Origin of the sequence: Arthrobacter antioxidans (assembly GCF_023100725.1) — a bacterium.
In the GTDB taxonomy this organism is placed as follows: Bacteria; Actinomycetota; Actinomycetes; order Actinomycetales; family Micrococcaceae; genus Arthrobacter_D; species Arthrobacter_D antioxidans.
On sequence record NZ_CP095501.1, the window covers coordinates 1,074,673 to 1,087,920 of the forward strand.

Annotated in this window: 12 protein-coding genes; 7 read left to right on the forward strand and 5 right to left on the reverse strand. The window is 64.0% G+C overall.

Going from position 1 to position 13,248, the window contains the following annotated elements; genetic code table 11:
• Nucleotides 1-24: 24 nt before the first annotated feature.
• From MWM45_RS04960 to MWM45_RS04975, 4 genes are read right to left on the reverse strand one after another with little or no spacing between them, the layout of a single operon-like run.
• Nucleotides 25-1,260 carry a lipopolysaccharide biosynthesis protein gene (locus MWM45_RS04960; RefSeq protein WP_247828494.1) on the reverse strand — a complete coding sequence of 412 codons (1,236 nt, stop codon included), beginning with the start codon at nucleotides 1,258-1,260 and terminating at the stop codon, nucleotides 25-27.
• Nucleotides 1,261-1,271: 11 nt separating this feature from the next.
• Nucleotides 1,272-2,396 carry a glycosyltransferase family protein gene (locus MWM45_RS04965; protein WP_247828495.1) on the reverse strand — a complete coding sequence of 375 codons (1,125 nt, stop codon included), beginning with the start codon at nucleotides 2,394-2,396 and terminating at the stop codon, nucleotides 1,272-1,274.
• Entirely contained in the window at nucleotides 2,393-3,547 is a 1,155-nt protein-coding gene (locus MWM45_RS04970) for a glycosyltransferase (RefSeq protein WP_247828496.1), read from the reverse strand. Before MWM45_RS04970 ends, MWM45_RS04965 begins: the two co-directional genes overlap by 4 nt.
• Nucleotides 3,544-4,095, reverse strand: coding sequence for a DapH/DapD/GlmU-related protein (locus tag MWM45_RS04975; protein ID WP_247828497.1), 552 nt, complete (start codon nucleotides 4,093-4,095; stop codon nucleotides 3,544-3,546). Before MWM45_RS04975 ends, MWM45_RS04970 begins: the two co-directional genes overlap by 4 nt.
• 361 nt (nucleotides 4,096-4,456) lie before the next feature.
• Between MWM45_RS04975 and MWM45_RS04980 the strand changes: the two genes are divergently transcribed.
• The 5 genes from MWM45_RS04980 (at nucleotide 4,457) to MWM45_RS05000 (ending at nucleotide 10,787) form a co-directional block, all read left to right on the forward strand.
• On the forward strand, nucleotides 4,457-5,731 hold the full coding sequence (locus MWM45_RS04980; RefSeq protein WP_247828498.1) for a glycosyltransferase family 4 protein: 1,275 nt from the start codon (nucleotides 4,457-4,459) through the stop codon (nucleotides 5,729-5,731).
• Between the two features lie 15 nt (nucleotides 5,732-5,746).
• Entirely contained in the window at nucleotides 5,747-6,775 is a 1,029-nt protein-coding gene (gene gmd / locus MWM45_RS04985) for a GDP-mannose 4,6-dehydratase (RefSeq protein ID WP_247828499.1), read from the forward strand.
• A gap of 1 nt (nucleotide 6,776) precedes the next feature.
• Nucleotides 6,777-7,742: a GDP-L-fucose synthase family protein gene (locus MWM45_RS04990; protein WP_247828500.1), complete on the forward strand. Its 966-nt coding sequence runs from the start codon at nucleotides 6,777-6,779 to the stop codon at nucleotides 7,740-7,742.
• A gap of 87 nt (nucleotides 7,743-7,829) precedes the next feature.
• A complete protein-coding gene (locus MWM45_RS04995) occupies nucleotides 7,830-9,296 on the forward strand; it encodes a tyrosine-protein kinase domain-containing protein (RefSeq protein WP_247828501.1) in 1,467 nt (488 codons plus the stop codon).
• A 45-nt stretch (nucleotides 9,297-9,341) separates the two neighbouring features.
• A complete protein-coding gene (locus MWM45_RS05000) occupies nucleotides 9,342-10,787 on the forward strand; it encodes a sugar transferase (RefSeq protein WP_247828502.1) in 1,446 nt (481 codons plus the stop codon).
• Here the strand turns inward: MWM45_RS05000 and MWM45_RS05005 are convergent.
• Nucleotides 10,772-11,404 (reverse strand): arsenate reductase/protein-tyrosine-phosphatase family protein, encoded by a 633-nt coding sequence (locus MWM45_RS05005; protein ID WP_247828503.1) that lies wholly within the window; start codon nucleotides 11,402-11,404, stop codon nucleotides 10,772-10,774. The two genes, MWM45_RS05000 and MWM45_RS05005, sit on opposite strands and share 16 nt — an antisense overlap.
• A gap of 361 nt (nucleotides 11,405-11,765) precedes the next feature.
• On the opposite strand from MWM45_RS05005, the gene MWM45_RS05010 reads away from it, so the two are divergent.
• Both MWM45_RS05010 and pth read left to right on the forward strand, forming a co-directional pair.
• On the forward strand, nucleotides 11,766-12,416 hold the full coding sequence (locus MWM45_RS05010) for a 50S ribosomal protein L25/general stress protein Ctc (protein WP_247828504.1): 651 nt from the start codon (nucleotides 11,766-11,768) through the stop codon (nucleotides 12,414-12,416).
• Nucleotides 12,417-12,426: 10 nt separating this feature from the next.
• A complete protein-coding gene (gene pth / locus MWM45_RS05015) occupies nucleotides 12,427-13,011 on the forward strand; it encodes an aminoacyl-tRNA hydrolase (RefSeq protein ID WP_043447192.1) in 585 nt (194 codons plus the stop codon).
• The last annotated feature ends 237 nt before the right edge of the window (nucleotides 13,012-13,248 follow it).

A 13,248-nucleotide genomic window follows, 5' to 3' on the forward strand; every position in this document is an offset into this window, starting at 1 on the left:
AAGGTCGGATAAGGGCCGGCGAGATCACACCGTCGTGTCCCCGACATGAGGAGTTGTGGACACTCTTCCCGTCCTCCGCACCTCGTGCACCGTCAGGATGACGAACGCCGTGAGCTGCAGCAACTGCGCTGCGAGAATTGCCACCGCACAGGACAGAGCACCCAGGGCCGGGGCCAGCGCGGCGACGAGGACGAGCTGCAGGACGATCGACGCGGAGAGGACGATCGCGACAGGTCGGTCACTCCCCAGATACTGGAGAGCGATGAAGAGCGGCTGGTTCAGCACTCCTGGTACGGCGGCGACAGCGAGGACGGTCAGAACTTTCGCCGCATCCCGGTACTCGTCCCCTAACAGCGCCTCGACCAGCCAGGGCGCCGACAATGCGAGGGAGCAGGCGACGAGTACCGCGATGACCGGCATCCAGACCGCATGCCGCAGGATATTCCAGGAATCGCGGACTGTTCCGGCGCGGGCAATGAACGGCGCGGATGCCGAGGCGAATGCTCCCGCCAGAATGGTGACCGGTTGCACCCACTTGTTGACGGCTCCATAGATGCCGGCGCTGAGGGATCCCGCTACCGCACCGAGGATTGTCACGTCCATGTTCTGCAGGGACAGGAAGCCCGCAGAGATGCCGAAATTGCCCGCACGGTCCCAGGGGGACCGGAACCGGAATCTCCGATAGTCGGGCGCGTCTTTGGACGGCGTCAGGAATGCGGCCAGGAAAGCCGACGCGATCGGACCGGCTACGAGAGCGCCGACGAGCGCCGACGCTTCGGGAACTCCTAGTGAAGTAAGAGTGAAGTAGGCAAGAACGGCCACGAATCGATCGAACACGACTGCCAGGGATGCGATGTGGCCGAGTGCGGCTCCGCGTAGAGGTGTTTGAGCCGATTGTCCGATGAGTGTGGCAAGACCCAGAGGTCCCGCAGCCCAGAGGAGGCTCGGAGGTCCAAGAGCGGCCAGCACCACTGTGACGAGCCCGGCCACTCCTGAGCCGATGATCAGTTTGGAGACGAGTTTTTGCCCCAGTTCCGCGAGGGACATGACGCCTCGGGCGATCTCGCGGACCCAGAAGGCGTTGCTACCGAAATCGACCAGGCCCGCGAGCGTGACACCGAGCGCCATTGCGGAGGCTACGATGCCCAGCGAGGCGGGATCAGTTCCCCGTGCAGCGAAAACGAATATCGCAGCGATGCCCAACTGGGACACGCCGGTCGACATTGCCAGAAGAACGGCCTGACTGCCCACAGCGTTCATCTGCGCTGGCTTCAAATCCGGCCTTCCTGATCGTCCAGCAGCGGACTCGTGAATGATGCTGCTCCTGGCGACCTCGTGCGGCGGACCGAGTCATCCGACAACGATCTCGCCAGGGCGGCACCGAGGTCTTCTTCGTCAAGACGCGACCATTCGCCCAACTCGGGGAAATCCGCGATGTCCTTTCGTAGGGTCCTGGACCCGGCTGCGACGATCCGTGTGCCTGCTGCTGCGGCCTTCCCGAACAGTCCACTGGATCCATCGTTGCTATGCGCCATCACGACTGTGTCCACGGCCCCGACCGCCGAGTCGAGATCGAGGTCGCTGAGCATCCTGTCGAGTACCACGACCCTCACCCCGGCTGAGCGGAGCGAGTCGAGGAAGGGCCGCGCCGAGGCGAGCGCAGCTGCTGAGCATCGGCCCGCAACCAGCAGACCGATACGCTGCCCCTCGAGCGCGGCGAGACTGCGCGCGACCAACGGGAGATTCTTCCTCTCGTCCACGACCCCGAGAACCGCGAACCAGTGCCTCGCGGCATCGAGCCCCATCTCCTCCTTGAAGCGCCTGATCGAACTCTTTGTCGCGAGCATCGTCACCGGGTCGTTCGCGGTGGTCAGCACGGACCTGCCGTTCCACAGCGAGGTCTTCAGCAGCACCACCGTGGCATGTCGTCCACGATCAGCCCGGCAGTGGATCAACGATTTCAGGACATTCACCAGATACGCCCTGCCGAAGAAACCGTTCGATTGTGCCTTCTCACGGAGCACAAGGACGGACAGTCTTCCGGGACCTCTCCACTGCGGAGAGAGAGCCATCGCTCGCGCTACGCGGTCCCCGTCGGGCACCACCACCAGGTCCGTACCAAGCTCCCTGGCGAGGTGGTGGAGGTGTCCCAGTGTCATCGCCGTCGTGCCTTCGGGCAACGACCGCACAGCGAATGGCCCATCGATCGCGCCGAGATGATGCTCGTACTCGTCGCTGGCCGGGGCGTCAGCCGCCAGCAGGACGAAGACCTCATCCCCCCGCCGCGCCGCTTCCTCGACGAGCAGCCGAACGTAGTACAGGCGGTGCCCCGTGGAGTTCGGCTCTACGATCGCAACCCTGCGAGGCCTGCTCGAAACCGCTGCATCACGGATCAAGTTCCGTCTCTCCTCCGGTGCGGGCCGGGACAAGTGCCGCTCGATTCTTCGTAGACCTGTCCGAGTTCGTGGGCTACGGCGTCCATGCCGAAACTGTTGTGTGCGAGCTCACGCGCCCGCGCGCCCGAACTCGCACACCTGGTGGGATTCACCAGGTATTCCGCGACGGCCTCGACGAGCCCCTCCAGGCTTCCATCGAACACTGTTCCGGCGCCGCTCGTGCGGACCTGTTCTGCGAGTCCGCACGACTCACCGACCACGACCGGCAGTCCCAGGGACAGCGCCTCCACGACCGACATACCGAAAGGCTCATCGACAGATGGAAGCACATAGAGGTCGCATCGCGACATCCGAGTCAGGGTCGCCGATGGACTGAGTGCACCTTCCCACAGGATGGTGTCCCCGAGGTTCGCGTTCCTGATGGCGCGTTGCACCGCACGACCTTCCCCTTCGTCCGGTCCGACCAATCGGAACCGAGCGTCGGGAAACCTTCCATGCAACTCGATCGCCATCTCGACGAATTGAAGAGGGCGCTTCCGCGGGTGAAGTCGAGCAAGGAACAGGACCTCCGGGCCGCCGCTCCCACGAGTGGATACGTCAGCACTCGGTACCCCATGGGGAAGGTATTGCAGGGGAAGTGCCGTTGCGGCGAGCTCGGTCAGATCGTCGGCTTCTCGATCCGTGAGGTACAGCACCCGCTGCGCCCGCCGAAGCAGCGGCCGGGTCAGGACACGGTCGAGAGGGCCGGCGAGGGGGTGGTTCGAGGCATCGATCATGCCGTGGGTCTGAACGACATAGGGAACGCCTGCTGCACGGGCGATGGCCGCCGCCGGCAGCGTGACGAAATCACGCGCCAGGTGGATGTGCACCGCGTCGAATCGTCGGACATTCGTCGCCAGCCACCGCAGGAGCGACACCGAGGTGAGCCCGGCGAATCCGGTCCGGGGGATGACCGTTCTGACCGTGAACAGCGAGACGGGGAACCCCATGAACCGTGTCGGGTTGCCTCCGGTGAAGCCCCGGGCTCCTGCCACGAGTTCGACGTCATGCCCTGCGTCGGTCAGGGCGCGGGATTGGTTGATGGCAACGCGGAGCGGCCCCCCGAAGGCTCCATCAGGCGAGGCGAGCGTGACCACCTGCAGTATTCTCATGATTCGATCCTGCCCGGCCTCACGCCGGCGACGGGGGCGAGCACTCGCGCTCCGTCAGGAACATCGGTGACCACGAGAGCAGTCGCCCCGATCACGGCGTCTCGGCCGACTGTCACCCCGCGAAGGACAGTCGCCCGACTGGCTATCCACGCCCCGTCTCCGATGCGGATCGGAGCATTGTCGAATTCAAAAGTTCGGGAATTGACGTCGTGGCTCCCTGTACACAGGAATGCCCCCTGGGAGATGCAGACGTCGCGCCCGATGGTGATGGGTTCGAGATTGAGCAGCCAGGCGTCCACTCCGATCCAGACGTCATCCTTGATGGTCAGCTTCCAGGGCCAGTGGACGCGCACCCCCTGCCGAATCAGCACGCCTTCACCTATTTCCGCTCCGAATGCGCGCAGGACTCCGACGCGGACCGACGGCGGACACCAGATGCGTTCGACGACGAGGGATGAGGCCGCAATCCAGAGGGCTTGGACGATCCTGCCGCGACCTTTGTCGTAGCCGGACCCGGTGAAGGCCGCAAGTCTGCGGAAATGCGTCACTGCTTTCACCTTTCACGCTTCGGCCGCACGCCAGTTCTCGCGGAGAATGCGACGGACCCGCGCGGTCGTGACAAGGCTACTGGACAAAGTGAATTTTCGCGGCAGCACACGTCAGCCGCTTCAACAAGGCATTGTCACGGTACAGGACGGCTGATTCTCACCCTCGGAGGAAGAAAAGCGCAACAACGCAGAATGGATTTTTCGATGACGGCCGGGTCCGGGATCGGAAGTAGCGGGTGGCCACTCCACCTAGCAGGTGTGAACGTCTCGTCCGCCTGCGACGAGGCTCACGAAGGGGCCTCATCCAGACTCGGCCGCAGGAATCAACCGAGAGGCCCCGCTGAGTGTCTATTCTTGGGGCGTGATCGATCGGAAGCTGCGTATCTCAATAATCGCCCTCAACTACATGCCGGAGTCGACGGGGATCGCTCCCTACGTCACCCGGCTGGCGGAGCGATTGGCAGCGGAGGGTCACTTCGTGCAGGCACTTGTCGGATTCCCGCACTATCCGGAGTGGAGACTGAGGGCCGGGTACTCCGGCTGGCAATCAATGGAGAAGATTCAGAACGTCCATGTGAAGCGCCTTCGCCACTACGTGCCCGCGAACCCCACTGCCCTGAAGCGCCTGCATCTCGAACTCAGCTTCGGAGTGCGAGTGTTGTTCGCGCGATGGAACAGCCCGGACGTGGTCCTGGTGGTGACACCCGCCCTGTTTTCGGCTGCGCTCGTCCTCTTGCGGACGCGATTCGGCCTACGTCGGCCGGCGACGGGCATATGGGTCCAGGATATCTACAGCCGCGGTCTGGAAGAGATCAGCAGAGGGCCGTCCGCACTCGTGTCCGCGATGCGGAATCTGGAGGGGCTCGTCTTTCGCTCGGCGACAGGCGTGTGCGTCATTCACGAGCGCTTCAAGGACTACGTCGTGTCAGCTCTCGGCGTGACTGATCGACACGTCACGGTCATTCGTAATTGGACTCATCTGGAGCCCCACGAATCGAACGAACGGACGGCAACTCGCTCACGGTGGGGGTGGCGAGATCAGGACATCGTTGTTCTGCATGCTGGAAACATGGGTGCGAAGCAGGGGCTGGACAACGTTGTCCGAGCTGCAGCCCTCGCGGCTCACCAGGACTCGCCCGTTCGTTTCGTGCTCCTGGGCGACGGCAATCAGCGCCAGCGCGTGGAGGCGCTGGCCGCGGGGGTCGGGCATGTCCAGTTCATCGACCCTCTTCCAGACGAGGATTTCAGAGCCGTCCTTGGTGCAGCAGACATCCTCCTGGTGAATGAGTTGCCCGGCCTCAGGGAGACTGCAGTTCCGAGCAAGTTGACGTCCTACTTCTCGACCGGGTTACCCGTCATTGCAGCAACAGATCCCGGCAGCACTACGGCAGGCGAAATTGCCAGGTCCCGTGGCGGAATACGTGTAGAACCTGATGCTCCAGCGGCCCTGCTGGAAACGGCCGAGCTGCTCGGTGCGAATGGATCGCTAGCCGAAGCGCTCGGACAATCGGGCAGGAATTACGCCATCAGTGCTCTGTCCGAGGACGCCGCTATAGTGGCCTACGGCGCCTGGTTGCAAGCGCTCCGGACAAACGAAAGTGCGCTCCAGCAGCCGATACGGCATGAAGCCAAATAGAACAGGGGATTCGGGTTGTCCAAGCGTGCTCTCATCACTGGAATCACCGGCCAGGACGGCTCTTACCTGGCTGAACTGCTGCTCGGGAAGGGGTATGAAGTTCACGGTTTGATCCGGCGAGCGTCAACCTTCAACACGGCGCGCATCGGTCACCTTTATGTCGATCCCCACGATCCCAGCGCAAAGTTGTTCCTCCACTATGGTGATCTGGGCGATGGCTCACGCCTCGTGACCCTTCTCGCGGATATTCGTCCCGACGAGGTCTATAACCTTGCGGCGCAGTCGCACGTCCGGGTCAGCTTCGACGAACCCGAACACACCGGAGACATCACCGGCATGGGTACGGTTCGGCTCCTCGAAGCCGTGCGGTTGGCAGGTATCGAAACGAAGTTCTATCAGGCGTCGTCATCGGAGATGTTCGGAGCAACTCCCCCTCCCCAGAACGAGGAGACACAGTTCTATCCCCGTTCCCCCTACGGCGCGGCAAAGGTCTACAGCTACTGGGTAACGAGGAACTACCGCGAGGCTCATGGCATGTATGCGGTGAATGGGATCCTCTTCAACCACGAGTCCCCCCGCCGCGGCGAGACGTTCGTGACCCGGAAGATCACGCGCGCCGTCGCCGCTATTCAGGCTGGGCAGCAGGAGCACGTCTACATGGGAAATCTCGACGCTGTACGGGATTGGGGTTACGCGGCGGAATACGTAGAGGGTATGTGGCGGATGCTGCAGGTCGACGAACCGGACGACTTCGTTCTGGCCACTGGCGGTAGCTACACGGTGAAGGACTTCCTGCGGATCGCATTCGAACACGCCGGCTTGAACTGGGAAGACCACGTCAAGTTCGACGAGCGATACCTCCGGCCGACAGAAGTCGACGCTCTGGTGGGAGACGCATCGAAAGCACAGGACAAGCTCGGGTGGAAGGCCACCATTCATACGCCCGATCTCGCTCGCCTTATGGTCGATGCAGACATCGAGAGCCTGAAGCATGCTGGACGCCACTGGATCGACACGGTCGCTCTCGAATGCTGGGGACGCTGACATGGCGGCTTTCGAGCCTCGCCGTCTCGAACGAGACGCTCCCTTCTACATCGCGGGCCACGGGGGACTGGTAGGGTCCGCGATCTGGCGCAAGCTCGAGTCGGAGGGATTCAGCAGCCTCCACGGACGAAGCTCGTCCGAGCTGGACCTCAGGGACCGCTCCGCCGTCTTCGGCTACATGGCGGACCTGCAGCCACGCTATCTGGTGTTGGCCGCCGCCAAGGTCGGCGGCATCATCGCCAACAACACCTACCCGGTGGACTTTCTGACGGACAACCTTCAGATCCAGTTGAACGTGCTCGACGCAGCCCGGGAACAGAATGTCGAGAGAGTACTCTTCCTGGGATCCTCCTGCGTCTACCCCAAGTTCGCGCCGCAGCCGATCCGTGAGGACGCCCTGCTCACCGGGTACCTCGAACCCACCAATGACGCTTACGCGATTGCCAAAATCGCCGGCATCGTGCACATCCAGGCAGTTCGCCGCCAGTTCGGTTTGCCCTGGATCTCGGCGATGCCCACGAACCTGTACGGTCCCGGCGATAACTTCTCTCCGGAGGGCTCCCATGTACTACCTGCACTCATCCGCCGATACGACGACGCCGCGCGGCGCGGCGAGGACACGGTCACGAACTGGGGCACCGGCTCACCTCGACGGGAATTCCTCCACGTCGATGACATGGCATCCGCGTGCCTGCACCTGCTGGAGCATTACGACGGGCCTGCGCAGGTCAACGTCGGCACCGGTACCGATGTAACCATCAGGGACCTCTCTGAGATCGTGGCTGCCGCTGTCGGCTACCGGGGCACCATCGAATGGGACGCCACCAAGCCCGACGGGACGCCACAGAAGTTGCTCGATGTGTCGAAGTTGACCGATGCAGGGTGGACCGCAGAGATCGGCCTGGAAGCCGGCGTGATGGCTACCGTCGACTGGTACCGCGCAAACCGATCCAGGCTACGCAGCTGACACCCGGCATCAACCTCGCGTACGCGGGCCTTCGGCCCCGTTGCCCGTAAGCATCCGTGGCACGACAAGCATCTAGAGAGGTCTCCTTTGGAGCTGAACGATTACCTTCGGATCCTGCGGCGCAGTTGGCTGCTGATCACCGTGTGCGTCGGCGTCGGCCTGCTCGTAGGAGCCGTTGCGTCCTTCGCTGTCCGGCCCGTCTATACGGCCCAGACCAAACTCTTCGTCGCGATCCAGAGCTCCGGCAGCGTACAGGAACTGCAGCAAGGTGATTCGTTCACGCAAGCCCGCGTGCAATCCTACGTGGAGACGGTGGCAGAGCCTTTGGTGCTGCAGCCTGTCGTCGAGTCCCTCGACCTCGGTGTCACGGCCGCGCAGTTGGCGAAAAAGGTCACTGCCACCGCTGATCCGAATACTGTCATCATCACTATTGCCGTGGACGACACCTCCCCTGCTCAAGCCGCTGCGATTGCACAAGCGACGGCGGAGAGTCTTGTCCAGTCGGTAGGGGGGCTGGAGAGTCCGACTGAGAGAGGTGCTTCGCCGGTCAACCTGACGGTCATCACTCCGGCAACTGCACCCTCGCAGCCCTCCGCTCCGAACACCTGGCTCAACCTCGCGCTCGGACTTCTGGTAGGGCTCGGACTCGGATTCGGCGCGGCGTTGCTCCGCACAACACTCGACACCCGAGTTCGTGGAGAGGCAGACCTGCGGCGAGTCAGTGATGCACCGCTCTTGGGTGGAATTTCGTTCGACACCGACGCACAGGCGAAGCCTCTGTTGACGCAGGCGCCCGTTCAAAGCCCCCGGTCGGAATCGTTCCGGCAGCTACGTACCAACCTGCAGTTCGCACACGTCGGCCGCGAGTCCAAAGCGGTCCTCGTCACGTCGTCGCTTCCCGGGGAGGGAAAGAGCACCACCGCCGCGAATCTCGCCATCGCTATCGCCCAAGGCGGCCAGTCAGCGGTGCTCGTGGATGCCGACCTCCGGAGACCACGCTTGGACGAGTACCTCGGGCTCGAGCGCAACGCCGGGCTGACCACTGCGCTGGTCGGCCGGGCAGAAGTGGAGGACCTCCTGCAGCCATGGGGCCCAGACGAGCTGTATGTATTGACGGCCGGCCAGATCCCGCCGAATCCCAGTGAACTGCTGGGCTCAGACGCCATGAAGCAGCTCATCACCGGCCTCGAGCAGAAGTTCGATGCAGTCATCATCGATGCCCCTCCTCTCCTTCCGGTGACGGATGCTGCAGTGCTCGCGCAGCAGGTCGGTGGCGTGGTGCTGGTCATCGGCTCCTCGAAGGTGAAGCTGCCCGATCTCCAGAAGTCGCTCGGGAGCCTTGAGATGGTCAACGCGGATCTGCTCGGCGTCGTCATCAACCTGCTTCCCAGCAAGGGTCCCGACGCCTATGCCTACGCCTACGGCTACTATTCGTATGATTCGGAAGCCCCGTCCGCCATGGAGGACACCCACCAGATCACCCGGCGCTCCACCGGAAACTCCTCCTCCGACATCGATGGGCGAGTCATCGGGGTTTCGTCTCAAAGCGCGTAATCCGCACGGCGCTGTCGCGCAGTGTGCTCCGGGGATGGGGAACGGGTGTCGAGAACGAGGAAGAATGATGGGTGGGCCCAGCGATACGGGCGACGGCTGGCTGTCGTCGATGCGGCTGTCGTTCTATGGGCCACCGTCGGAGCGCTGATCATCCGGTTCGGTGTTCCCGAGACGGAGCAACTGAACGCGCGTGATCAGCCCTACATCGTTCTGTCTCTCGTGCTCGCAGCGGGCTGGTGGGTGACGCTATCGCTGCGGGGCAGCCGCGAAGCAACCGTGCTGGGACACGGCACTGAAGAGTACAAGCGGGTTGTCAGTGCCTCTCTCATCCTCTTCGGCCTCGTGGCGATCGTCAGTTACGCGCTGCAGTTCGACACGGCCCGCGGATATGTAGGCGTTGCCCTACCGGCTGGACTCATCATGCTCCTGCTGTCCCGCGTGATCGTTCGTCGCCTCCTTCACATCGAACGGGAACACGGCAGGAGCTGCCTTCGTGTACTGGTGGTCGGCAGTTCCAGCGGCGTCCAGCATCTGGCCGACTCCCTTCGAGCGCAGCCCATGGCCGGCTATATCCCGATCGGGGCCTACCTTCCCGGGGTTGAACCTGATGCGAGCACTGCGGGCAATCTGGATCTGCAGGTGGTGGGAAGGGCGGTGGAGGCCGACGACATCATCTCCGACATCAAGGGGTTCAGCCCTGATGCGGTAGCCCTCTCGAGCAGCATGCAGCTCGCCCCGGAGACCATCAGGGCCCTCGGCTGGGCGCTTGCTGACCTGAATATCCGTCTCATCATGGCGCCCGCCCTCACGGATGTTGCCGGACCCCGCATCCATACCCGCCCGGTAGCGGGCCTTCCATTGATCCACGTCTCGACACCGAACCTCGAGAAGGGCCAGCGCTTCTTCAAGCGCACCACTGACATCATCGGCGCCACCGTGCTGATCATCGCCGCATCCCCACTTCTTGCTGCAATCGCCCTGCTCGTGCGGTTCGACTCGCCCGGCCCCGTCCTGTTCCGTCAGGAACGGGTGGGTACTGCCGGGGAATGCTTCGAGATGTACAAGTTCCGGTCCATGGTGGTGGACGCCGAAGCCAGGCTGGAGCAGCTTCTTGACAACCACGAAGGCAACGAAGTCCTGTTCAAACTGAAGAACGACCCCCGGATCACGAAGGTCGGCCGATTCCTCCGCAAGTTCAGCCTCGATGAGTTGCCCCAGTTGTTCAATGTGCTCGGTGGTTCCATGTCCCTGGTGGGTCCTCGCCCGCCACTGGCCGCCGAGGTGGAGCGCTACGACATCCGTGCTCACCGTCGGCTGCTTGTCCGTCCGGGAATGACGGGCCTCTGGCAGATCAGCGGCCGGTCGTTGCTCTCCTGGGACGAGACCGTGCGACTCGACCTGTACTACGTGGAGAACTGGTCCTTTCTCGGCGACCTGACCATCCTGCTGCGCACGTTCAAGGCCGTGGTCGGCCGTCATGGTGCCTTCTGATGCGTCCCGCCTGCTGCGAGCGTAGGTATCACATCCGCCTGTGGCCCTGGTTGCCCGGCAGACGGGAGGGCAAGCGTTCGGAGGGGCGGGATGATCTGAGCAACCATCTGTCGGTACACCTCGTCGCTGCGTCGGTAGGGATCCACGACGTCATCCAGTTCGGGTGCGGTGTGGGACGCCCGCGCGCGAAGTGCCCGGGGGAGGGCTGCCCGCCAGCGGTCAGCCGGCGGCAGTGCCTCGTCGAGCGTGAGGTGCGGGAGAATTCTCGCGAACTCGCGCAGGGTGAAGGTCTTCCTCAGCATGGCCGGCACCGTTTCGACGACACGGCTGCGGTGAGCCCTCGTGAGGGCGAGTACGAGGTCCACCTCGCGAAGGATCTCCGGGGTGAGCTGGCGGGCTGAGAAGTTGTCCGCCGTGCCGCCGAACCTGCGAACAAGCCCGGCGATCTGCGGATCGATCGGATTCCCTGCCAGGGCGCCGGTGCCGGCGCTCTCCACCACGAACTGCCCGGGGTAGCGTTCGTCCAGCCCTGCCTGCAGCAGCCGCTCCGTCATGGGGGACCGGCAGATGTTGCCGGTGCAGACCGCAAGGATGCGGAACGGAGTGTCCGTTGTCATGACTGAAGGTCCTCGTTGGTCTTGCCGGGAGGGACGTGTGTTGGGTGCGCAATGAGCCTACCCGCGGTTCGCCGCCCAGCTCAGGGAAGCGGTGCCGCGCGCCTTCGAGCAGGCCCCGGGTCCCAGGGGGCGGGGAGCCGGGGGACGGATCGCAGTGCCCGGTCCTGTAGGATGGCAGGCGATGCCTAGGCGAGGGAGCGGGCCGGATTGCAGGATCTCCGGCCGTACTCCGTGATCGACGGTGGCTAGCACCTTGACTGGTTTCTAGACAACTGCCCCACTCGCGTGTTCCTTCCGCCCCGGCTTTTGTCCCAGTGCTCCCGCAACCGCGTGGTGAGCCACAATCGTTTCAGGAGAAGCCATGTCCGAGCAGAAGCTCGCCGCACACGTCCGCACCGAATTCGGCAAGGGCTCGGCCCGCCAGGCCCGCCGCGCCAACATGATCCCCGCGGTCATCTACGGCCACGGCGCCGATCCCATCCACGTCCTGCTGCCCGCCAAGGCCACCACCCTGGCCGTCCGCACGCCCAACGCCCTGCTCACGCTGGACATCGCGGGCGAGGACCACCTGGCCCTCGTCAAGGACATCCAGCGCAACCAGCTCAAGCGCATCGTCGAGCACCTCGACCTCCTGACCGTCCGCCGCGGCGAGAAGGTCCAGGTGGATGTCGCCATCCACGTCGAAGGCGAGCCCGCACCCGAGGTCGTCTTCAACCTCGAGACCACCACGGTCCTCGTCGAGGCAGAGGCCACCCACCTGCCCGAGACCCTCACCGTCAGCGTCGAAGGCCACCAGATCGGTGAGCACGTCCACGCCTCGGACATCGTGCTGCCCCAGGGCGTCACCCTCCTCACGGACCCCGAGACCCTGGTGGTCAACCTCATGGCGCCCACGGTCCAGGACCTGGGCGAGACCGAGGAGACCGACGTCGACACCGAGGCCACCGCCGAAGGCGCGACCGCCGGCAGTGCCGACGCTGACGCCGTCGTCACCGACGCCGACGAGAAGTAGGTAACGATCGGTGTCCTCTGACACCTGGCTCGTAGTCGGGCTCGGGAATCCCGGGCCCGGCTACGCGGGCAACCGCCACAACGTGGGCCAGATGGTCCTCGACCTGCTCGCCTCCCGGATGAGCGGACGCTTCACGTCCTCGAAGGCGCAGGCGGTCACCCTCGAGGGGCGCCTGGGGATCGGCGGTCCGCGCCTGGTCCTGGCGAAGCCGCTCACCTACATGAACATCACGGGCGGCCCGGTCTCCACGCTGGCCCGCTTCCACGACGTCGCGCCCGATCACGTGATCGCCGTGCACGACGAGATCGACATCCCCTTCAACACGCTGAAGCTCAAGCTCGGCGGCGGGGAGGGCGGGCACAACGGCCTGCGCGACATCAGCAAGGCCCTCGGCACCAAGGACTACCACCGGGTGCGTGTGGGCGTGGGTCGTCCCCCTGGACGCCAGGATGCCGCGGACTTCGTGCTCAAGGACTTCGGCACGGTGGAGAAGAAGGAACTGCCCTTCCTGCTCGACGATGCAGCGGACGCCGTCGAACTCCTCATCCGCGACGGCCTGCTGGAAGCCCAGCAGAAGTTCCACGCCCCGGCCTAGGCCCCGGTGAGGGGCGCATAGGACTACCTACGCGAAGAAGGGGCGGAAGTGGCGGATCTCCACCCCTGGTCGGCTGGTTTCCCTCTCCGACGCAGGTGAGGACTCGCACCCGCGTAGTGAATCCCCATCTTTGCGAGTGGGTGGCCGTAGTCGGAAACCGGCCGAACAAGTAGCACTCTTCTTACGGCCCGTAGGTCCCACTCGTGTTACCGGGCAACTACCTTCCTACTGTGATCA